Annotated in this window: 25 protein-coding genes; 4 read left to right on the top strand and 21 right to left on the bottom strand. The window is 34.5% G+C overall.

From position 1 onward, the window contains the following. Nucleotides 1-34: 34 nt before the first annotated feature. A complete protein-coding gene (locus H7F21_RS15265) occupies nucleotides 35-1,315 on the bottom strand; it encodes a dihydrolipoamide acetyltransferase family protein (protein WP_246431503.1) in 1,281 nt (426 codons plus the stop codon). A gap of 197 nt (nucleotides 1,316-1,512) precedes the next feature. Between H7F21_RS15265 and H7F21_RS15260 the strand changes: the two genes are divergently transcribed. Further along, nucleotides 1,513-1,986: an Lrp/AsnC family transcriptional regulator gene (locus tag H7F21_RS15260; RefSeq protein ID WP_185790170.1), complete on the top strand. Its 474-nt coding sequence runs from the start codon at nucleotides 1,513-1,515 to the stop codon at nucleotides 1,984-1,986. A 2-nt stretch (nucleotides 1,987-1,988) separates the two neighbouring features. Here H7F21_RS15260 and H7F21_RS15255 read toward each other — a convergent pair whose 3' ends face one another. The 19 genes from H7F21_RS15255 to H7F21_RS15165 all read right to left on the bottom strand — a co-directional run bounded on the left by H7F21_RS15255 (nucleotide 1,989) and on the right by H7F21_RS15165 (nucleotide 18,972). Beyond that, the gene (locus tag H7F21_RS15255) at nucleotides 1,989-3,635 is read right to left on the bottom strand and encodes a MutS-related protein (RefSeq protein ID WP_185790169.1); all 1,647 of its coding nucleotides are present in this window, start codon (nucleotides 3,633-3,635) and stop codon (nucleotides 1,989-1,991) included. Between the two features lie 77 nt (nucleotides 3,636-3,712). Next, nucleotides 3,713-4,309 (bottom strand): acyltransferase, encoded by a 597-nt coding sequence (locus H7F21_RS15250; RefSeq protein ID WP_185790168.1) that lies wholly within the window; start codon nucleotides 4,307-4,309, stop codon nucleotides 3,713-3,715. A gap of 2 nt (nucleotides 4,310-4,311) precedes the next feature. After that, complete coding sequence (locus H7F21_RS15245; protein ID WP_185790167.1) at nucleotides 4,312-5,064, bottom strand: enoyl-CoA hydratase/isomerase family protein; 753 nt, start codon at nucleotides 5,062-5,064, stop codon at nucleotides 4,312-4,314. Nucleotides 5,065-5,112: 48 nt separating this feature from the next. Then, entirely contained in the window at nucleotides 5,113-5,397 is a 285-nt protein-coding gene (locus tag H7F21_RS15240) for a GIY-YIG nuclease family protein (RefSeq protein ID WP_185790166.1), read from the bottom strand. 53 nt (nucleotides 5,398-5,450) lie between these two features. Further along, nucleotides 5,451-7,988, bottom strand: a complete 2,538-nt coding sequence (paaZ, locus tag H7F21_RS15235; protein WP_185790165.1) for a phenylacetic acid degradation bifunctional protein PaaZ — start codon at nucleotides 7,986-7,988, stop codon at nucleotides 5,451-5,453. Nucleotides 7,989-7,999: 11 nt separating this feature from the next. After that, complete coding sequence (locus H7F21_RS15230) at nucleotides 8,000-8,602, bottom strand: short chain dehydrogenase (protein WP_185790164.1); 603 nt, start codon at nucleotides 8,600-8,602, stop codon at nucleotides 8,000-8,002. A 28-nt stretch (nucleotides 8,603-8,630) separates the two neighbouring features. After that, nucleotides 8,631-8,951, bottom strand: coding sequence for a GIY-YIG nuclease family protein (locus tag H7F21_RS15225; protein WP_185790163.1), 321 nt, complete (start codon nucleotides 8,949-8,951; stop codon nucleotides 8,631-8,633). A 35-nt stretch (nucleotides 8,952-8,986) separates the two neighbouring features. Then, complete coding sequence (pcaF, locus tag H7F21_RS15220; RefSeq protein WP_185790162.1) at nucleotides 8,987-10,195, bottom strand: 3-oxoadipyl-CoA thiolase; 1,209 nt, start codon at nucleotides 10,193-10,195, stop codon at nucleotides 8,987-8,989. 1 nt (nucleotide 10,196) lies between these two features. Then, nucleotides 10,197-10,760, bottom strand: a complete 564-nt coding sequence (locus H7F21_RS15215; RefSeq protein WP_185790161.1) for a hypothetical protein — start codon at nucleotides 10,758-10,760, stop codon at nucleotides 10,197-10,199. Continuing rightward, nucleotides 10,757-11,161, bottom strand: a complete 405-nt coding sequence (locus H7F21_RS15210) for a hotdog fold thioesterase (protein ID WP_185790160.1) — start codon at nucleotides 11,159-11,161, stop codon at nucleotides 10,757-10,759. The genes H7F21_RS15215 and H7F21_RS15210 overlap by 4 nt, the downstream gene beginning before the upstream one ends. 92 nt (nucleotides 11,162-11,253) lie before the next feature. Continuing rightward, on the bottom strand, nucleotides 11,254-12,411 hold the full coding sequence (locus tag H7F21_RS15205; protein WP_185790159.1) for a 3-hydroxyacyl-CoA dehydrogenase NAD-binding domain-containing protein: 1,158 nt from the start codon (nucleotides 12,409-12,411) through the stop codon (nucleotides 11,254-11,256). Between the two features lie 71 nt (nucleotides 12,412-12,482). Beyond that, on the bottom strand, nucleotides 12,483-13,421 hold the full coding sequence (locus H7F21_RS15200) for a threonine ammonia-lyase (protein WP_185790158.1): 939 nt from the start codon (nucleotides 13,419-13,421) through the stop codon (nucleotides 12,483-12,485). Continuing rightward, entirely contained in the window at nucleotides 13,422-14,201 is a 780-nt protein-coding gene (locus tag H7F21_RS15195; protein WP_185790157.1) for an enoyl-CoA hydratase-related protein, read from the bottom strand. A gap of 62 nt (nucleotides 14,202-14,263) precedes the next feature. Further along, on the bottom strand, nucleotides 14,264-14,764 hold the full coding sequence (gene paaD, locus H7F21_RS15190) for a 1,2-phenylacetyl-CoA epoxidase subunit PaaD (RefSeq protein WP_185790156.1): 501 nt from the start codon (nucleotides 14,762-14,764) through the stop codon (nucleotides 14,264-14,266). Nucleotide 14,765: 1 nt separating this feature from the next. Continuing rightward, nucleotides 14,766-15,521 carry a 1,2-phenylacetyl-CoA epoxidase subunit PaaC gene (gene paaC / locus H7F21_RS15185; RefSeq protein ID WP_185790155.1) on the bottom strand — a complete coding sequence of 252 codons (756 nt, stop codon included), beginning with the start codon at nucleotides 15,519-15,521 and terminating at the stop codon, nucleotides 14,766-14,768. Nucleotides 15,522-15,620: 99 nt separating this feature from the next. Beyond that, the gene (paaB, locus tag H7F21_RS15180) at nucleotides 15,621-15,908 is read right to left on the bottom strand and encodes a 1,2-phenylacetyl-CoA epoxidase subunit PaaB (RefSeq protein ID WP_185790154.1); all 288 of its coding nucleotides are present in this window, start codon (nucleotides 15,906-15,908) and stop codon (nucleotides 15,621-15,623) included. Nucleotides 15,909-16,192: 284 nt separating this feature from the next. Next, a complete protein-coding gene (gene paaA, locus H7F21_RS15175; RefSeq protein ID WP_185790153.1) occupies nucleotides 16,193-17,149 on the bottom strand; it encodes a 1,2-phenylacetyl-CoA epoxidase subunit PaaA in 957 nt (318 codons plus the stop codon). A gap of 111 nt (nucleotides 17,150-17,260) precedes the next feature. Continuing rightward, complete coding sequence (locus tag H7F21_RS15170; RefSeq protein ID WP_185790152.1) at nucleotides 17,261-18,334, bottom strand: FAD-binding oxidoreductase; 1,074 nt, start codon at nucleotides 18,332-18,334, stop codon at nucleotides 17,261-17,263. A gap of 68 nt (nucleotides 18,335-18,402) precedes the next feature. Further along, nucleotides 18,403-18,972 carry a TetR/AcrR family transcriptional regulator gene (locus tag H7F21_RS15165; RefSeq protein WP_185790151.1) on the bottom strand — a complete coding sequence of 190 codons (570 nt, stop codon included), beginning with the start codon at nucleotides 18,970-18,972 and terminating at the stop codon, nucleotides 18,403-18,405. 46 nt (nucleotides 18,973-19,018) lie between these two features. On the opposite strand from H7F21_RS15165, the gene H7F21_RS15160 reads away from it, so the two are divergent. After that, nucleotides 19,019-19,324, top strand: coding sequence for a rhodanese-like domain-containing protein (locus tag H7F21_RS15160; protein WP_185790150.1), 306 nt, complete (start codon nucleotides 19,019-19,021; stop codon nucleotides 19,322-19,324). Here the strand turns inward: H7F21_RS15160 and H7F21_RS15155 are convergent. Next, a complete protein-coding gene (locus H7F21_RS15155; protein ID WP_185790149.1) occupies nucleotides 19,319-19,933 on the bottom strand; it encodes a DUF4230 domain-containing protein in 615 nt (204 codons plus the stop codon). The two genes, H7F21_RS15160 and H7F21_RS15155, sit on opposite strands and share 6 nt — an antisense overlap. Before the next feature lie 262 nt (nucleotides 19,934-20,195). Here H7F21_RS15155 and H7F21_RS15150 point away from each other — a divergent pair, with 262 nt between their 5' ends. Continuing rightward, the gene (locus H7F21_RS15150) at nucleotides 20,196-20,924 is read left to right on the top strand and encodes a hypothetical protein (protein ID WP_185790148.1); all 729 of its coding nucleotides are present in this window, start codon (nucleotides 20,196-20,198) and stop codon (nucleotides 20,922-20,924) included. A 221-nt stretch (nucleotides 20,925-21,145) separates the two neighbouring features. Further along, nucleotides 21,146-21,910 carry a hypothetical protein gene (locus tag H7F21_RS15145; RefSeq protein WP_185790147.1) on the top strand — a complete coding sequence of 255 codons (765 nt, stop codon included), beginning with the start codon at nucleotides 21,146-21,148 and terminating at the stop codon, nucleotides 21,908-21,910. The last annotated feature ends 43 nt before the right edge of the window (nucleotides 21,911-21,953 follow it).

Below are 21,953 nucleotides of genomic sequence, written 5' to 3'. Positions count from 1 at the left end.
TGAGATTCTGAAACAAGTTCAGAATGACAAATTTTTATATTTTTCTTTTCGTATCGAACTGTTCGAAATAATCCGCAACACGACGCACAAAACTTCCTCCTAAAAAGCCATCAACTACACGATGGTCAAAGGATAAGGATAGATACATCATACTACGAATAGCGATTTCATCACCATTTTCACTTTCAATGACTTCAGGTCGTTTTTTAATAATACCTAAAGCTAGAATAGCGACTTCTGGTTGATTAATAATTGGTGTGCCCATCACACTTCCAAAGGTTCCCACATTGGAAATGGTAAATGTACTGCCCTTAATATCATCACCTGAAAGTTTATTTTCTCTTGCCTTATTAGCAAGCTCATTGACATTTTTGGCAAGCTGTTTTAAATCTTTAGTATCTGCATTTTTAACGACGGGAACGATTAAGTTGCCGCTTGGTAATGCTGTTGCCATACCAATATTAATATCCTCTTTCACAATGATGTTAGTTCCATCTACTGAAGCATTAATATTTGGAAAATCTTTAACCGCTTTTGCAACAGCTTCTACAAATAAAGGAGTAAAGGTTAGGCGCTCACCATACTTCTCTTGAAATGCTTTTTTATTAGCATTTCTCCAATTCACCATATTGGTTAAATCCGCTTCAACATAGGCCGTGACATGTGGTGATATGTGCTTAGAATAGACCATATGGTCAGCGATCATCTGACGCATACGGTCCATTTCTACAATTTTCCCTTTTCCTTTTTCAAATGTCAATTGCGGTATACGATAAGCCGTTGGGTCTTGCATAACAGATTGTGCAAACTTATATGGTCTACCGTCTTCTATATACTGAAATACATCGCTCTTTCTTAATCGCCCTTCCTTCCCTGTAGCAGGAATACGTGCTAGTTCTTCAAAACTAATATGTTGCTCTTTTGCTATAGAAATAATTAGAGGAGAGAAGAACGTGTTAGTGTTATTAACTGAGAATGAATTTGATTGAGACATCTCGACTGCATTCGATGTGACAGGGCGTTTCTTTTTAAAACTTTTCTTTTTTTGAGATTCTTCGTTGTCACTCTGAATGACAGTATCATTTTTTGAAGATTTCATCTCGTCAGAAACTTCTAAAATTGCCATAACTTCACCTACGGGCACTACATCTTTAGCTAAAAAAAAGGTTTTAACAAGCGTACCAGATGCTGGAGCTGGTACTTCGTTATCCACTTTATCTGTCGCAACTTCTAAAATAATATCACCTTCTTCAAATGCTTCTCCTTCTGAAACAAGCCAATTTATGATTGTTCCTTCTGTGATACTCTCTCCCATTTTGGGCATCTTAAGTTCAAACGTACTCAAAATCAATAATTTAAAAACAGTATCAAATTTAATAATTTAAGCTTTTTACCATTCTTAAAATCTTATAAATTAAATCTATACAGAATATTATTCTTAATTTATAACTAATTAAAGTTTTATTTTCTTTTATTAATTATATTTTTGTAACATCAAAAAATAATTTTCTGATGGCGCACGCACTTGATAAAATTGACACACAAATTCTGTCTATACTTCAAAAAGACAGTAACCGTACCACAAAGAGTATAGCAGAAGAGCTTGGAATGACAACCTCACCAGTTTTTGAACGCATTAAAAAACTAGAAAAAGAAGGTTATATTAAAAAATATGTTGCTGTTCTAGACAATAAGAAAATTGGATTAAAACTAACTGTATTTATTGGCATTACCTTGCAAGGTCACACCAGAAGTTATTTAGAAAAGTTTGTAACTGAAATTAATAACTTCCCTGAAATTGTAGAATGTCATCGTGTGAGTGGAAACTATGATTATTTGCTTAAGCTTATTGTAGAAGACATTGAAGCTTATGAAACGTTTATTATTTCCAAACTGACCCTTCTTCCTTATCTAGGTAATGTGCAAAGTTTGATTACCCTTTCTACTGGAAAAGAGACTAATGAGATTGATTTGAGCAGGGTATAATTTTACCTATTCTTCAGATTATCCAATGCGTTAGAAATTGCTAATGCCTCATTAACTACGTCTTTAGGATATCCGTTAATATCAAGTATTCTTATGGCATTTCTATTTTCTAACTTTCCCATTTTAAGTTTATAGTCAAAGCCAATATTTTTTTCATTCAGTACTTCGCTAAAATGATATAATTCGTATTCACCAGAGAGCATATCAGTAAGCTCAACATCATGTGTAGATACTAAGACTATATTGTTATTTCTCGCTATTGCAGATAAAACAGCTTTACCCGCTGCTACACGCTCTACAGTATTTGTTCCTTTAAATATTTCATCTAATAGAAAAAGGTTGTTATCATGTTTTTCACCTTCTTCAATTATCTTCTTAATTGTGAGAACTTCTTCAAAATAATAGCTTCTATCATTCATTAAATCATCACTGATTCGTATTGCCGAGAAAATCTTTAGCAGTGGAAAAGCAAATGATTTTGCAAAGCACGTATTAATAGTTAAACCTGTAATTACATTTAATCCGATTGCCCGAATAAAAGAGGTTTTACCTGACATATTTGAGCCCGTGAGTAGGATAGATTTTTCGTTTATTGTAATACTATTTGCCTCGCAATTAATAATTAATGGATGATAAATTTCACTAGCAATAATTCTGTTCTCACTAAGTATAGTTGGGATACAATATGTCTCCAGCCCACTTCTCAAAGAGGCTATTGCGATTAACATATCTGTATGGCCAACAAACTGAAATACTTCTTCTATTTCGTGACGTTTTTTGTCCAGTTTTTTTAAAACATCAAACAACAATAATGGCTCTAGCAAAAATACTGTTTTAAAAATCTCAAACAAGAACCAAAGAATAATTTCGAACTCTCCTTGAAGTCTAGTTTCAAGTTGAAAAAAAGACATTCTGCTTTTAACCTGCTTGATTACTCTGATAGACTTATCGATGTTTAGATTAAGTCTTTTTATGTCGACATTTTTATTAAGATCAGACGCTACTGCATTCAATCTTAAAAGCTGAGGAATTGAACTTATATATTCGGCCAAATTCTTTTTATTCCAAAAGTGAATTACAAAATTGATGCAAAACACGCCTAATAAACCGAAGAAGAACAAAGGATTGATAAAGGACAGCACCATTAAACCTGAGCTAGTTATAGACAGCAGCTTTATTATAAACAACCACTTAGGTGGCTTTGCGTGCTCTTCTTGAAAAAGTTCAGAAATATAATAGGCTTCTTCATTTTTAAGCTTTAGTAATTTCTGTTGGGTTGAAATTCTTAATTCAGTATTCTCTAGTAATACATCTATTACCTCTTCATTCAGTTTTGTTTGACTTTTATCTAATTCTATAGTTCTAAGTCTATTGTAGAGATATTGTTGACCTACTTTAGATTTGGTATGATCAACCAATACAAACAAATCTTCAAAATCCAAATCATTACATGTTTTATCAGATAAAACCTGATGCATCTTTGAATGATCTCTATTCTTGAAATATTTTGAAATCCGTTCAAAATCAAAAGTATCATCAATCTTAATTTTACCAAAGGATTCGATAAGTTCCTTTTTTACTTCTTTATTCCTGTTGAAGCGTATTTGAGAAAATTTATATTTGATTTGAGAGAGAATATCTTTGACCATTGATTGATTAGTATGGCATTTCTAATTACCGTTACAAAAGATATGTTGAATTAAACAACCTGCCATATAATTAAATACTATTTCTTAAAAGTGTCTCTTAAGGTCTTATAAACATCATCCTGAACTTTCATATGCTCTGGCACTTCTCTTAGTGGTTCTGCTTCTCTCAATGATTCATGACAATCTTCAGGTAGTTGTTGATAGAGTTCCGTGCCTTTTGTTTTCCATGCAACCATTTCATCGCTGACTTGTTTAACCACTTTTGCAGGATTGCCCACGACTAAACTTCGTTTTGGGATTATTGTTTCTGCTTTCACAAAAGCCATTGCGCCTATAATGGATTCATCTCCAATTTCGGCATCATCCATAATTACTGAATTCATACCTATCAAACAATTCCTCCCCAAATTAGCACCATGAATAATAGCGCCATGACCAACATGGGCACTTTCCTTAAGTGTTATTGACTTACCAGGAAACATATGAACAGTACAATTTTCTTGAACATTAACTCCATCCTCTAAAATGATTTGTCCCCAATCTCCACGGATTGCAGCTCCAGGACCTATATAACAGTATTTGCCTATGATGACATTTCCAGTTACAGCAGCCAAAGGATGCACAAAACTACTTTTATGAACCACTGGTGTATAGCCTTTAAAACTGTAAATCATTTCTATTTAAACTCTTTCAATTTTTCTTTTGTAAAATCCGATAATACCAATCTACCACTTGTTTGTGCGCGCTCAGCTAGAAGCTCGTCCCAGTCATCAGTACCTTTCCAGAATATCTTTTTCATTTCTAGCATTGCTTCAATATTGTAGGTACATAAATGCTCAGCAGTAGTCTTTACCGTGTTATCAAGTTCTTCAGTACTTTCGTAAACATGAGTAAATAACCCTTTTTGTTTTGCCCATTCGGCTGGATAGAATGAATTTGCATCAATTGCTATTTGAGACATGGCACTTAATCCCATTTTCCGCTCAATGGCTGGGCCAACAACAAATGGTCCAATACCAATATTGAGTTCACTCAACTTTATTGACGCAAATTTTGTTGCCATACAGTAGTCCGTTGAAGCGGCAAGCCCTACACCTCCTCCAACAGTTTTACCTTGGACACGGCCGATAATAAACTTAGGACATTTACGCATAGCATTAATCACATTGGCAAAGCCTGAAAAAAATACTTTTCCTGTTGCAGCATCATTGATATTAATCAATTCATTAAAACTTGCTCCAGCACAAAAGGTGCGGTCGCCTCCGCTTTTAAGTACGATGACTTTAATAGCATCGTTTTGTCCAGCTTCAGTAATTGTATTCGCTAATTTCGCTAATATATCTCCAGGAAGAGAGTTATGCGCAGGATGGAAAAACTCTATGTATCCTACTTCGTTTTCTATGGTTTGTTTTACGTATGGGTCCGTCATCACGCTTGCGTGTTCCCGTGAAAACGGGAATCTTTTTATGTGTTAAACTTATACTTCTTTATATAAATCCTTCCATTCAGGATTTGATTTTTCAATTAATTCTAATTTCCAAGCTCTATTCCATTTCTTCATCTGCTTTTCTCTCAATCTAGCTTCATCTTCAGTTTCAAACGCTTCAAAATAAACAAGTTTATTTAAATTATACCTAGCTGAAAATGTATTTGGATGCGCTTTGGTTTTATGTTGATATATTCTTGTTTTTAATCTTTTTGTTTTTCCAATATATAAAACACCATGTTTTTTGTTTGTTATAATGTAAACGTAGTGTTTCATCCTTTTCTATCTGAGACACCCAATTTCTTGGGTGCTTCGAGCAATTCAATTTGTTATAACAAATTGAATTGCTCGAAGTGATGATTTAAATGTTTTCGTTCTAATAAATACCACTCATACCTATTTAATTCACCAAACACCATATTTTTTAATCTGGCTTCAGGATTTTCTTTAAAATATTCTAAATATTTCTCACGTTGTGACCTAAACTTTTCGACTGCTATTGCTAAATTTTCATATTTTAAATCATCAAGGGTATCCTTTTCTAGCAATGGGAATTGGCTATTTTCAGGAAACTTTTTATAATTCCAAAGGCTATTTTTTACCTTTTCCAAGATCTTCTCTGGTGTTGAAATTTCAAAATCCTGAATGTCACCTGCGGCAATTTTATAAGTATATTCTAAATGTTCTATCATGTGCTGTGGTGTCATGATTCCCCATTTTGGTTTTGTTTCTTCCGACAGTTTTGATAAACATTCATCAATCTTTTCATCTGTCATCTCCACAAAGATTTGTTGCTTCTTTTCAACCATGGTTAATATGGTTGCTACTGCAACTAATGGACTATCTTTCTCTGTTTTCTGACTATCTGGTCGGTTTTTAAAATTAGCGTCAAACACCTCAACATGCCATTTTACAATTCCGCTTGGATGTTCCGCCGAGACAACATCTCTATCAACTTTTTCCTTACAAGTCAATCTTACGTAAATAGTATCATTATGGTAAAGTGGACGTAAAAAACGAATACTATCTAATCCGTAATTTGCCGCAACTGGTCCTTTATTAGGGTACACAAACAAACCTGCAGCTGCCGAAATGATAAAATAACCATGTGCTGTTCTTTTTTCAAAAATACTTCCATCTAAAGACGTAATATCTGTATGCGCATAGAAATGATCCCAAGTTAAATTCGCGAAATTCTGAATATCATTATCAGTAATTGTTCTATTATGCGTTTTCAGAGACATACCTGGTTGGATATCCTCCCAATGGTATTTAAATGGATGCTCTTTTGCTTGTTTGTACTTCGCATTTTGCTGATAAATACCAGTAATTTCAGTAATCGTAGTTGGCGAACCTTGAATGGCTGTACGCTGCAAATAATGCTTTATACCACGCATACCACCCATTTCTTCGCCGCCACCAGCGCGTCCTGGACCACCATGAACCAAATACGGTAGTGGCGAACCATGACCTGTACTTTCTTTAGCACTTTCTCTATTCAAAACTAAAATACGTCCGTGATGAGATGCAGCATTAACAACATACTCTTTTGCAATTTTATCATCATTAGTGGCAATTGAAGACACTAATGAGCCTTTACCCATTTGTGCTAAAGTTATCGCTTCATCTAGATTTTTATATGGCATTATGGTACTTACAGGACCAAAGGCTTCACGTTCATGAATCACGGTATTTTGGAATGGATGGTCTGCTCGTAATAAGATTGGACTTATAAAAGCACCTTTTTCGGCATCAGCTCCAATAGTTTCAATTTTATCTAAATCACCATAAACAATTTGAGCTTCTTTAGCTAAATCATTTACTGAATCTTTAACTGCTTGCACTTGTTGCTGACTGACTAAAGAACCCATTCTCACTTCTTTTAATCTTGGATCACCAATCGTCACTTTATCCAGCGCCTTTCCTAATGCAATTTGAACACCTTCCACTAAGTTTTCTGGAACAATAATTCTGCGGATTGCTGTACATTTTTGACCAGCTTTAACGGTCATTTCTTTTCGAACTTCTTTAATAAATAAGTCGAATTCAGGTGTTCCTGGAACCGCATCTTCCCCTAAAATAGAGGCGTTTAATGAATCGGCTTCCATGGTGAATGGGACAGATTCTTGTATTAATCTCGGATGTGCTTTTAGCAAACGTCCTGTTTGCGCCGAACCTGTGAATGTCACCACATCTTGTGACTCAACCGTATCTAAGATTGTTTTAACGGTTCCATTAATAATCTGCAAAGCGCCTTCAGGTAAAATTCCAGAATCAATAACTGTTCTTGCTACAGCTTCTGCCAAATACGATGATGATGGCGCAGGCAATACAACAGCAGGCACTCCTGCCATCCAGTTCACAGCACATTTTTCTAACATGCCCCAAACTGGGAAATTAAAAGCATTAATATGTACAGCGACTCCTTTTTTGGGTACCATTATGTGATGTGCCATAAAACGTCCACCACGAGATAAATCAATAGCATCACCTTCAACATGATACGGTTGATTAGGAAATAATTTACGTAATGAGGCATTAGCGAATAAGTTTCCGAAACCACCTTCGATGTCTATCCAACTATCTACTTTAGTGGCTCCAGTTCTATAACTTAATTCGTAAAACGCATCTTTGCGCTTTGTGAGATGTAATGCTAATTTTTTGAGCATATTACCACGCTCTTGAAAGGTCATTTTACGAAGTACTTCGCCTCCTTTGGTTCTTCCATATTGAAGAATTTCAGGAATATCTAATCCTTCAATTGCCACACTTGTAAATGCTTCACTAGTAACAGCATCTAAGATTGGAGTACCTTCTTCTTTACCTGTTGTCCATTGCCCTTGAACGTAGTGTTGTATTTTTTCCATAACTAATGCCTTTATGCTATTATCCTTAAGATTCTTCCTGTAATTTTCCCTTCAACAGATTTCACATAACCATCTACAATTTTATGCATTGGTACTGGTGTATTTCCTGGAAAATAATCTTTATATTTTTCAAATGAATCTTCAACTAAATCTGAACAGACGACATTGATACGTTTTCCATCCTCTAATTCTAGAGCGACAGCTTTTGCAAAGCTATTAATGGCTCCATTAACCATAGCAGCACTTGTAGTCATGTCAACTGGGTCATCTGCTAAAATTCCTGTTGATAGTGTTATAGATCCATTACGATTCAAAAAGTTTTTACCAATTCGGACAACATTCACTTGTCCCATCATTTTACTCTTTATGCCTATGTAAAAATCATCTTCAGATAGATTATCTAATTTGTCCCATTTAGCATCACCTGCAATAGCTACAATAGCATCTAGCTTACCAACAGAATCAAACATCGATTTAATTGATTTTGAATCTGAAAAATCAACTGTTATATCTCCCGATGATCGACCAGCTACAAGCACTTCATGCTTTGCAGATAATCTTTCAGCTACTTTTCTTCCTATGGTTCCGTTTCCTCCTATGATTAGTGTTTTCATACACATGCCTGCGGAAGCAGGTATCTTTTTAATTATTAATTCTAAATCTTCTCGTATCGAAATTCCAATTCATACTTAAATCAGACCAAATTGGATTCATTTCTTCAATTAACTTGATTTTCCAATCTCTTTTCCACCTCTTGAATTGTACTTCTCTAATCGAAGCCACTTCTCCATTTTCAAATTCTTCGAAACACACCAATTTATTACAATTATATCTTGCTGTAAAAGCTTTGGGATATAATTTCGATTTGTGTTCTTTTAATCTTTCTTCAATACTATTTGTCACTCCTATGTAAATTACTCCATTCGGTTTATTTGCCATTATGTAGACGTACCAATGCTTCATCTCTCTTTATTTTGAGATTCCTGCCTTCGCAGAAATTAAGCTCTCTCAATAATAGCAGCATAACCTTGCCCAACTCCAATACACATAGTCACTAATGCATATTTTTTATTTTGCTCCTGTAATTCTAAAGCTGCCGAATATGCTATTCTTGCACCTGTCACTCCTAATGGGTGACCAATTGCTATGGAACCTCCATTTGGATTTAATCTTGGATCGTCATCTGCCAATCCCCAAGCTCTCGTGCAGGCTAATGCTTGCGCAGCGAACGCTTCGTTAAGCTCAATAATATCTATATCATCCATTGTTAATCCTGCTTTTTCTAAGGCTTTATTAGAGGCTTGAACAGGACCAATTCCCATAACCCTTGGTTCTACACCAACCACAGCAGAACTTACGATTCTCGCTAATGGTTTTAGATTGTATTTTTTTACTGCATCTTCTGAAGCTATTATTGTTGCCGCAGCACCATCATTTAATCCTGACGCATTTCCTGCCGTCACACTTCCACCTTCTTTTTTAAATGCTGCTCTTAGCTTTCCTAAAACTTCTAATGAAGTTGTTGGTTTCACAAACTCGTCTTTAGAAAATTGAATGGGGTCTTTTTTGCGCTGTGGAATTTCAACAGTGACTATTTCTTTTGCTAGCCTCCCGTTTTCTTGTGCTTTTGACGCCTTCATTTGACTCCAATAGGCAAACTTATCTTGGTCTTCTCTCGAAATATTATATTTCTCAACCAAGTTTTCTGCAGTCATTCCCATCCCATCAGTTCCATATAACTTATGCATCTTTGGATTGATAAAACGCCATCCAAACGTTGAATCATATAGTTTAGAATCACCACCAAATGCTGATGATGGCTTTGCCATGACGTAAGGACCACGTGTCATATTTTCAACACCACCTGAAATAAATACATCACCATCACCTGCTTTAATCGCACGATTAGCATGGATGATTGCAGATAAACCAGAGCTACATAATCTGTTCACTGTTTCACCAGGCACTGTAAATGGTAAGCCAGCTAATAAAGAAGACATACGTGCCACATTACGGTTGTCTTCACCTGCTTGATTGGCGCAACCCATAATGACATCGTCGTAAGCCTCCTTAGGAATACTTGGATTTCGTTTAACAACTTCTGAAATTACCAATGCTCCTAAATCGTCAGTACGAACAGCTGATAAGGTGCCTTTATAATTTCCTATTGGTGTGCGGATTCCGTCTATTATGTATGCTTCTTTCATCTTAAATCTTAATTTCCTGTGCTATAGCCTTTGCTAAATTTTTATTGTTTGCATGGTAAATTTCATTCGCTTCTACACTAAACTTTCGTTTCAGTAAAATCTTATTTTTTCTTGTATCTAAAAGCATTAAGTACATATTGTAATACATTATTTTCTTTTTATTTACAAAAAATGTCTGTCCGGTTCTTTTTGAAATCCTAAAAAAATTTGACTCAAGATTACTTACAGCAAAAACACATATAATATTATTCTTTTTTGGTTTATTCTTTATTTTTAAATCTTTAAATGATTTAACCATCTCAGAAACTGAATCATTTCTTTCAAAAACATACTCAGTTTTTATATTGGTATTTTTGAATTCTTTTTTTAATTTACGAAAGAGAATTTTGTAATATTTTTCTATTTCCCAATGTCTATTGGAATAGAATAATAAAGAATCAGGAACTGAATAATCATTGGAAGTAAATTCTTCCGATAGAGTAATGCCTTTAAATGATTTTTTTTCTCCCTGAGAAAAAGCCAAACTAAAAGCTAAACATAATAGTAATGATAAAATAAATCTCATTCCCAGTCTTTTTGTGTTCTATAAACAACACCTTTAAAAAGTGCAACTAATTCTTCGCCTCGTTTTACTTCGATGATATTAAAGCCTAACTTATTATTTACTTTTCCTATTACTGATTCAGCAACCAACTTATCTCCTTCTTCTAAAGCTTCAATATGATTGATACTCGTTTCAATAGAAACCGCATATTTACCATGAGTGTTTGCTGCAAATCCAAATGCTGTATCTGCTAACGAATAGCTAATACCTCCATGTGCTTTGCTCATACTGTTAAGCATGTCTTTTCTAATGGTCATTGCTACTTTACAACGTCCTATTTCGCATTCTAAAATCTCAATGCCCAACCATTGGCTGTAAGCATCCTGACTTAACATTTTATATGGAATCTGTTCTCCTTTCATATTTACTCTTACGTCACTTCGAGTGATTTTCGATAGAAAATTGTATCAAGAAGTTTAGCTTGTTCTCGATACGCTTCGCAATCGAACTGACGCTACTTAAAAAATGTTTTATGCTCTCTACTCATCTTGCGCAACAACGGACTGCAACGGTATCTGTCTTCATGGTATTCGTCATACAATCTATCTAGTGCATTTACACATTTATCAATACCAATTTCATCTGCCCACGCCAACAAACCCTTCGGATAATTGACACCTTTGGTCATCGCATTATCAATATCTTCTGCTGATGCTATATTTAAAAATAATGCATCTGCTGCTTCGTTAATTAACATCACTAAAACACGATTACATATTTTTTCTGCTAGACCTTTATCTTCTGTAGGGCTTGGTTTAGTAGCTCCTTCAGAATAATCGTAATACCCTTTACCAGATTTACGCCCTAAATAACCTGCTTCAGAGAATCTCTTTTGTGTAAATGCTGGTTTGTATCGTGGATCGAAATAAAACGCTGTGAATACAGTTTCAGTTACTGTATAATTAACATCGTTACCTATAAAATCCATAAGCTCAAATGGCCCCATTCTAAAACCTCCAATGGTTTTTAAACTCCAATCAATTGTTGCAAAATCTGCGATACCTTCTTCATATATTCGCAGTGCTTCGCCATAAAAAGGCCTAGCTACTCTATTGACAATAAAACCTGGTGTGTCTTTGGCTACTGCAACTATCTTCTTCCAATCTGAAATGGTTTCAATTGATTTTTGAAGCACAGCTTCAGATGTTTGAATTGCTGGAATCACCTCTACCAATTTCATTAAAGGTGCTGGATTGAAAAAATGAATACCAACGCAACGTTCTGGTTTTTGTAATGATGCAGCTATAGATGCAATTGATAAACTGGATGTATTTGAGGCGATAATACAATCGTTAGCCACATAATTTTCCAATTCTGAAAAGACTTTCTTTTTAATATCAAGATTTTCAATAATCGCTTCAATGGTTAAATTTGAATCTGATAAATCTTTCAAACTATCTACATAAGCGATATTTGATTGAATTCTTACTTTTTCGTCTGCATCAATTCGACCTTTTTCAATAAGACGATTTAATATTTTTTCTAATGCCGCTTTAGCTTTATCCAAAGCATCTTGATTAGTATCGTATAATTTTACTTTACAACTAGCGGTTGCAGCCACTTGCGCGATACCACTTCCCATGGTCCCAGAACCTATAATTCCTACGTTCATAGTTTTATAATTATGATGAGATCCTGAAACAACACTTCGGCAAGCTCAGTGTGACAGTTCAGGATGACAAATCACCCAAAGGGAAGATTTGTCACATCTACATTTCCGCCAGACAAAATAATTCCGACATTCTTATTTTTAAATTCTTCTTTATTCTTCAATACTGCTGCAAAAGGCACTGCACATGAAGGTTCTATTATAATTTTCATTCTTTCCCAAATGAGTTGCATCGCATTGATAATTTCATCCTCTTCGACACGGATAATCTTATCGACATACTTTTGAATAATGGGAAAATTGCGGTCTCCTAAATGTGTTCTCAAACCATCAGCAACTGTATGAAAACTATCATTGGTTTCTATTTTACCAGAAATTAAAGAACGATACGCATCGTCTGCTTCCATCGGCTCTCCTCCAATTACTTTGCAATTGTCTGAAAAATAATGTGCAGCTAAAGCTGTCCCTGCTATTAATCCACCACCACCAACTGGAGTTAAAATTACGTCTAAATTTGGATAGTCGCCTAACAATTCCATAGTGGCAGTGCTATTTCCATAAATCACCTCATCTTGATTTGATGGATGCAAAAAAGACGCTCCTTTTTCTTCTTTTATTTTATTAGCAGTTGCTTCTCTTGCTTGAGGCGTAGATTCACACTCTATAATTTCACCGTCGTATGTTTTTACGCCGTTCTTTTTGACTTGAGGTGCGTTTTCTGGCATAACTATATAGGCCCTTACATCCAATTTCTGAGCAGCTAATGAAACCGCTTGGGCAAAATTACCTGACGAATGGGTTACGACTCCTCGCTGTCTTTCTTCCTCTGATAATGATAATATAGCATTGGTCGCACCACGCATTTTAAAGGCTCCCATTTTTTGAAAGTTCTCACATTTAAACACAATATCAGCTCCAACCATTTCATTTATTAGGCTTGAGCTTAGAACTGGCGTTTTATGAATAAATGGTTTTATTCTGTTGTGAACTTCTATGAGGGTTTCTTTGTTCAATTAATTGCCTTTAAAATTTGGCTTACGTTTTTCTATAAATGCTGCAACACCTTCTGCATAATCATTACTGCTAGCTGCTTCAATTTGTAATTTTGACTCTAATGCCAATTGGTCTTCTAGAGTATTGGTCATCGACTTATTAAATAATTCTTTAATAAGACCTAGAGCTTTTGTTGGCATATTCGCCAGTTTATTTGCTAATTGATTTATCGTTTCCTCAAATTCTTCTAAAGACACTGACTTATATATCATTCCCATTTTTTCTGCTTCCTCAGCTGAAATTTTATCACCTAGCATGGCCAAAGCTTGTGCTTTTTGAAAACCAATTAAACGAGGTAAAAAGAAAGTTCCTGCACTGTCCGGAACTAAACCAATTAAACTAAAGGCTTGAATGAAACTTACCTTTTCGTGAGCCACAACAATATCACATGCTAATGCAATATTAGCTCCTGCACCAGCAGCAACACCATTTACAGCACCTATAATTGGTTTTTTAATTGAACGAATTCTTGTAATGATAGGATTGTAATGCTCTTCTAATATCTTTTTAAATCCTGGATTTAATTCTGGATTTGTGACTTCTTTTAAATCTTGACCTGCGCAAAATGCTTTTCCGTTTCCGGTAAGTACAATCGCTCTGACTTCTAGATTGCTTTCGCAATCATCTAAAATCGATTGAAGACTTAAAGCCATCTCGCGATTGAAACTATTGAATACTTCTGGTCTATTTAGCGTAATGTGTGCTACTTTATTTTCAATCTTTAATAGAATTGAGCTCATATTTTTAAACTTATAATTATCTTGATGAGATACTGAAACAAGTTCAGCATGACAACAAGTTGTCACTTCAAACATTTAAAATAATCAAAAGGTTCTTGGCAATCATCACATTGAAATTGTGCTTTGCATGCTGTTGAACCAAACTGACTTACCAATCTAGTGTTCTTTGAGCCACAATTGGTACACTTAACTATTCGCTTTCCGTTAAGCAATACATCTTTATCTGCTTCAGCATCTAAAGGTGCAGCGATTCCGTAATCTTCCAAAGCCTTACGTCCTCTTGGCGTAATCCAATCTGTTGTCCAAGCTGGATGTAGGATTAAATCAATTTCGGATTCATATCCAGAATCTTTTAATGCTTTTTTTATATCATCACCAATGACATCCATTGCGGGGCAGCCACTATACGTTGGTGTAATTTCCACCTTAACTTTACCATCAATTAAAATTGCAGAACGTACAACACCCATGTCCATAATAGACAAAACTGGAATTTCAGGGTCTGAAACCTGTTCCAGTATTGATAGCAATCTCTTGTCTATATTTTGTTCTGTACTTGTCATACTACCACTCCATATTCGGATAGGTGCGTTGCATATATTGTAAATCTGACAGCAAATAACCTAAATGCTCCGTATGAATTCCTTGCTTTCCACCTTTTTGAAAGTATTTGGATTCTGGCACTTGTATTGTCGCTTCTTCTAGTACTTGAGAAACTTCTTTATAATAACTATCCTTAAGCTTTGTTACATCTACTCCAATTCCTTCAACTACCATTGCCTTATCTGCATCAGTCTGATGAAAGAATTCATCTGTATATGTCCATAAGTCGTTTATAGCCTCTTGCATTTTTTCCTTACTTTCCGAAGTACCATCTCCTAAACGTTTAACCCAGTCCGAAGAAAAGCGTTCGTGGTAGCTTACCTCTTTTACACATTTATTTGCAATTGCTGACAACGTTAAGTCTGTACTTTTCTGAAGTTCTTTTAAAAATGCCAAATGATACACATCAAATAAAAATTGACGCCCAAGTGTATATGCAAAGTCTGTATTTGGTTGTTCTACCAATAATACATTCTTGTATTCGCGTTCCTTACGAAGCATTGCGATATCATCTTCTGTTCTTCCGTCTCCAGCAATCTTGCTCGCGTACTGAAAATAGCTACGCACTTGTCCAAATAAATCTAATGAGATATTAGTACACGCAATGTCTGTCTCCAAACTTGGTCCATGCCCACAAAGCTCACCCATGCGTTGTCCAAGAATTAGGCTGTTGTCTGCAATTCCTAAGATGTAATTGTATAAGTTTTCGTTTTTCATGTTTACTTTCCACGAAAGTGGAAATCGTTTTAGTTAAACATTTAAATAATTTTATGTGTTTCCGATTTCTCGGGAAATGTAATTAGAGTAAAACTCAAATTACATGTGTTTTACTTCGTCTGGCAAATCATAAAATGTTGGATGACGATACACCTTATCTTGAGCTGGCTCAAATAACTCTCCATTGTTCTCTGGATTTGAGGCTGTGATGTGTTTGGATTCTACAACCCAGATACTCACGCCTTCATTACGTCTTGTATATACATCGCGTGCATTTTCTAGCGCCATATCAGAATCTGCAGCGTGCAAACTACCACAATGCCTGTGTTCTAATCCGTTTTTACTTCTTACGAAGATTTCCCATAAGGGCCAATTTTTAGCTGACATAATTTCTAATGCCTGCGAAAGCAGGTATCTTATTAATTATACTTCTGTTTTTATTTTTTCTTTCTATTCATTTTGTCTTGAAACAAAACGAAACAAAAGTTCAAGTTGAAATAAGGAATTTTTAAAACTTGTTCCACAGTTTTAAAACCTCAAAATGAAATCTAAATTTTTTCCAAGGCTTCAAAAATTCTTAACGATTTCATTTTTTTATTCTGCATTTCAACGTGTTGACATTTTGCTGACTCATTTATTAAATCGATTCTAAAGCCAGTCTAAAAATATTATTACACCGCCTTTTTCTCCTTACGATTTCTTTTCTTTTCTGCATGAGCCATAGCTGCATCTCGAACCCATTTACCACGTTCCCATGCCCCAACTCTAGCTTTCATTCTTTCTTTATTCATTGGACCGTGACCTTTTACAACTTGCCAGAACTCATCCCAATCAATTTCTCCAAAATCGTAACTGCCTCGTTCTTCGTTCCATTTTAAATCTGGGTCTGGAATTGTTAATCCTATTAATTCTGCTTGTGGCACTGTTTGGTCTATAAATTGCTGACGTAAGTCATCATTAGACTTGCGCTTTAATTTCCATTTCATAGATTGTTCGGTGTGCACAGAAACATCATCTGTAGGCCCCAACATCATTAAGCTTGGCCACCACCATCTGTTCAATGCATCTTGAGCCATTTCTTTTTGCTCTGGTGTTCCGTTGGCTAATTTCATCATGATTTCGAAACCTTGACGTTGGTGAAAGCTTTCTTCTTTACAAACACGAATCATAGCTCTTGCATATGGTCCATAAGATGTATTACACAATGGCACTTGGTTAATAATTGCTGCACCATCGACTAGCCAACCAATGGCCCCCATATCTGCCCAAGTTATTGTTGGGTAGTTAAAAATAGAAGAGTACTTGGCTTTACCCGTATGTAACTGCTCATACATTTCTTCACGAGAAATTCCTAAAGTTTCGGTTGCAGAATATAGGTACAATCCATGACCAGCTTCGTCTTGAACCTTAGCTAGCAAAGCCACTTTACGTCTTAACGATGGTGCTCTTGTAATCCAATTACCTTCTGGAAGCATCCCTACAATTTCGGAATGCGCATGCTGCGACATTTGTCTGATATGTGTCTTACGATATTTGTCTGGCATCCAATCTTTAGGTTCGATTTTTTCGTCTCTTGCGATACGCTCATCGAATTGTCTTTCTAAACTTCTAATTTGTTCTTCACTCATTTTTTTAAGCTTTTAGCTAATAACACTTGGCTTTTAGCAAGTTGAACTTTAATTTTTCTTTTTCGTTATATTATTTATTCCTGCCTGCACAGGAATGACAAATCTTTTTAATCAAACATCAAAATCCACAACTACTTTATCTGAAGTTGGAACGGCCTGGCAACTTAACACTAGGTTTTGTGACACTTCTTTTTCGTCTAAAGCATAATTAATTTTCATTTCTACAGAGCCATCCTTAACTTCACATTTACAAGTACTACATACGCCTCCTTTGCATGCAAAGGGTAAATCTGCACCTGCTCCAAGAGCAGCGTCCAAAATATTGTCATATTCTTTGGTCATGGTGAACAAAAATTCCTTTCCTCCATCAACAATGATTACTTCGGTACCCTCTACATTTTGTTTAGATAAACGTTCTGCACGCTTTATATCTTCTTCTGAAAGGCCCGTTACGAATAATTCAAAATGTACTAATTCCTTAGGCAAACCCGCATTAATGAGATAATCACTAACATAGTTAACCATTTGTTCTGGTCCACACAAAAAAACTTCACTCGTATCAGGAATATCTATGAATGTTTTAGTGAGCACTCTCATTTTCTCATCATCAAAACGACCATTGAACAGTTCTATATCGCGTCGCTCCTTAGTCAGAAAATAGTAAATTTCAAGCTTTCCAAAATATTTATTTCTCAGTTGCTCTAATTCTTCCTTAAATATGATAGACTTAGCGGTTTTATTAACATAAAAAAGCTTACAAGTTGAGTTAGATTCTGCTTGCAAATGCGTTTTTATCATGGATAAAATGGGTGTTATTCCGCTACCAGCTGCAAAAAATAGATAATTTTTTGACCCATTGGGCATGACCTCCACACCAAACGTACCGCTTGGTACCATCACTTCCATACTGTCACCAGATCTCAACTCCTCATTAATGTATGTGGAAAATTTACCACCTGGTATTTGTTTAACAGCTACTTGCCATTTGTTCTCAGTTGGGGAAGAGCATAATGAATACGACCGCCTAACATCTTCACCTTTAATATCTGCTTTGAGCGTTAAATGCTGACCTTGCCTATACTTAAACACCTCATGTAATTCCAAAGGAACATCAAACGTTACTACTGAAGTATCATCTGTTTCTTTATAAATATCTGCAACTGTTAAGTTGTGAAATTCTGCCATCTCATGCTATATATTACCAAACTAACAATTGTTAGTTTATATGACAAAGTTATGAAATATAATCTAAACTATTTGTTAATTCCTTCTATCAGAATTTGATTGAGTGCACTAGACAATTCCTCAAGATTCAAATCTTCTTTTTTCGGAATCCATATATAAAGTGACCTAAGCGTTGTTAATATTGAAAACATCATAACTTCTGGATTAAGATCTACAATTTCACTTGATACTATTCCATCTTTGAGAATCCCTCTAAAATCATCCTCATAATCAGAGCGTAATTTCTTATAATAACTGCGTTTTTCTTTAAGGTGCATCCAATCATTATTTAAGGAAGCCATTCCATAAATATTTTGACTGGATATCCTTATATGTAATTGAATAATCTGTTTTAGCTTCCCAATACAATTTTGTTTTGAAGATTGAATCAATCTCATGCCCTCAGTAAACTCTTCTGCCAAAGAAATAATAATAGTATCAAGGATATCTTGCTTAGAATTGATATGGTTGTAAAGGCTTGCTGCTTTAATTCCCATTTCTCCAGCCAAGTCTCTCATGGTAACCGCACTATAGCCTTTTTCTTTAAAGAGTTTAGCCGCCACTCTGATAATTTCTTCTTTTCGGGTTTCTAGTTTCAAATACCTTGATTTCAATTTATTCGTAAATTTAAACAAAAAACAAGCTATGGGATTTCTAGATTTTATTTTCGGTAACAAAAAAAGCCACATAGAAACCTATCTAAAGAATGGTGCTGTTATATTAGATGTAAGAACTTTACAAGAATGGAATGATGGACATATCGAAAATTCTATACATATTCCATTAGATGAATTGCCAAATCGCATTAAGTATATTATACAATTAGGAAAACCCGTAATAGTCTGCTGTGAAAGTGGTGTAAGATCAGCAAGAGCCACTAAATTCTTAAATCTCAACAACATTGACGCTGTAAACGGTGGGGGTTGGAAGAGTTTAAAAAATAGATTATAACCTCAAATCATTAAGTGTTCCAATAGATTCGATAGGAGTTTGGTTGTATTCCAATGACCACCCCAAAGAATTTGTTAGTATAAAGAATTTGGACAACTCGCTAATCAATCTATTTTGAGCGTTCGATTTTAAATCCGAAGCTTCTATTTTTTTCATTAAAGTTTTTTTAACCGTTTCCTTAATAACATTATAATCCTGAGCTTCAAACTGATTTAGAAAATCCGCCTGAACATCATAATATTCTAAATCTGGATTGATTTTTATTTCCTCTTTTGGTATTCCTTTAATTCTTAGAATTTTATTCTTTTCATCAATATCATATTCAATAAGACTGAGATCGTATGCCACAGTGACATCAGCATTAACAATAACAACTGCTTTCTTTTCTGCTTCTAATAAATCTCCAAAAACTGCCTTAGAATTCTTGTAAGTGAAAACCTCACTAAAATGACCTTCTGTCACAACGAGTTTGCCTACATTTTTTATCTGCTTTTGAATAAGTGCTGAATTTTCCTTTAATACAATCTTATCTTCTTTTTCTTCTCCACAGTACTTAAATGTAAACAGAACGATTAAGGTTATTATAACTCCAAATAGAATTTTGCGCATATGCTAATTTAGTATTAAAAAATAATCATAACTAATAGTCATTTAAATTTATATAAAACCTCAAGGCATTGCTTTCAATTTAACTAATAATAATTAAGCCTTTGGCAAGATAATTGTTTTGTATATAAAGAGATAAAATCGTAACTTAAACAAGTATTGAAAGTGACCAAAATGAAAGGTCAGCGTCTTATTAATAATTGATTAGGATTGATAAATTCTTTTAAAAAAATACACCAAAGTCATATAGATATATCCAAGCATAATGAACAAAAGATTGACCATAATAATATTCACTATTTCTTCCTTTTTTATTTATGGGCAAAAAACAACTTTTGAAAAAAATGTTAATTATAAGGCTAGAGCATTAACTCAAGTCTTTAACGAAAATGATAATAGTCTCACCTTAAAAAGCGAAGATACTATTAGTAGAGTCGACATATTCAATGATGATTACTCAAATAGTATCGAGGTTAACAATATCGAAACTAAGATTGATCTTAATGAACTACCCATTGGCGAATTTATTGTACAAGCAAAATTAGGGAAAAAACATATTATAATGTATCTCACGAAAAGTGAAACAAATTTGCTACAACCACCAAATATTGAAATCATTCTAAATGAAGATACAGAAGATATAAAGAAAAAACCTGACGATTCGCTCTTAAAAAAGGCAGAAGAAAAATCAGAAAAAATAACAGCCGGTTATTGGATCGTATATGAGAGATATGCTAGATCAGGATCTTCTAAATCAATGAGATTGGAAAGCAAAGAGGTCGTAGCAGAAATGATATCCAAAAACCAGCTAGAACTAAGTACAGAGATTGGCAAAAACAACAAACTGATTGTTTACGAAGTGTATGACACATCAAAATTTATGCGTGAGCAAATTAAAAATCGTCAATACTTTAAATCTTCTGATTCGAAAATCTTTAATATTGAGCCCTATTACAGCTCAACAAAACAAAATTATCAAGTAGCCACAAAGTAAATCAATAGAAATAATTATATAACGGAAAAACTGTTATAACACACTTATAAACAAGGTCATAATGAACCTTGTTTTTTGCTTTACATCGTAATTGGTGGCGGATCAGCTAAAAAAAACGCATCATATCTTAGAAATTTATGAACATGGATTTAAGCTTTTAACTTAGCCTATAGTTAAGCCAATATTAAGCCAAAAACTTGATATTAAAAACCCTCAAACCCATGTCTAAAGTAATATCTACATTCCTAATCTTGTTTTTAGCAACGTTCTGCTACAGCCAAAACATAACATTATTAAAAAACTACAATCCCAAGGTTAAAGAACTAAAGCACAACTTAAATTTAAGTAAAGATAGCCTATCGCTAAGATGCGAAGGTAAAATTATTAAAGTTGATATTTTTAATGACGATTATGACCAAAGTTATGACGTTAAAGATAACCAAGGATTAATACCTCTTAGGAACCTTCCTGAGGGCAAATTTGTAGTCGAAGTACATTTGACGAATAAAATTGTTGAAATGCACGTCGTAAAATACTTTGACAATAAAACAGATTCTTCTATAGATAAAAAAAATATTGTTGAGGGCAGTGGAATGATGCTCGACGAAAAATTAAACCTTATAACAAGTCCTCCTAAAAACAGTATAGAGTTTATTCTCACAGGAGCTAAACGATCTAACTTAAATCGTAAAAAACAAAAATTTTATTGGGTAGTACATGAGGTAAATACTGGAAATAATTCCCACAAAAGTATGAAGTTATTAGCCGAATCTGTCACTCTAAAAATGATTTCGAAAAATAAGCTAGAAACGAAAACTAACTTTGGAAAACTTAACAAATTGACGGTTTGGGAAGTCTACAATACCACTCAGTTTATGCAGAAACAGGTTGCAAATCCCGAATACATCAATTCTTCAGCTTCAGACCTTTTTAATGTAGAGCCTTACTATAGTTCTTCTAAAAGTGAAACAAGCGCAACTATTTAGATTCATTTATTATTTTGTAATGGCTGATGTTATCAAAAGTATA

This window comes from Winogradskyella flava, assembly GCF_014243395.1.
In the GTDB taxonomy this organism is placed as follows: domain Bacteria; phylum Bacteroidota; class Bacteroidia; order Flavobacteriales; family Flavobacteriaceae; genus Winogradskyella; species Winogradskyella flava.
The sequence above is the reverse complement of the archived record's forward strand: the minus strand, read 5'-3'. Positions and strand labels throughout refer to the sequence as shown.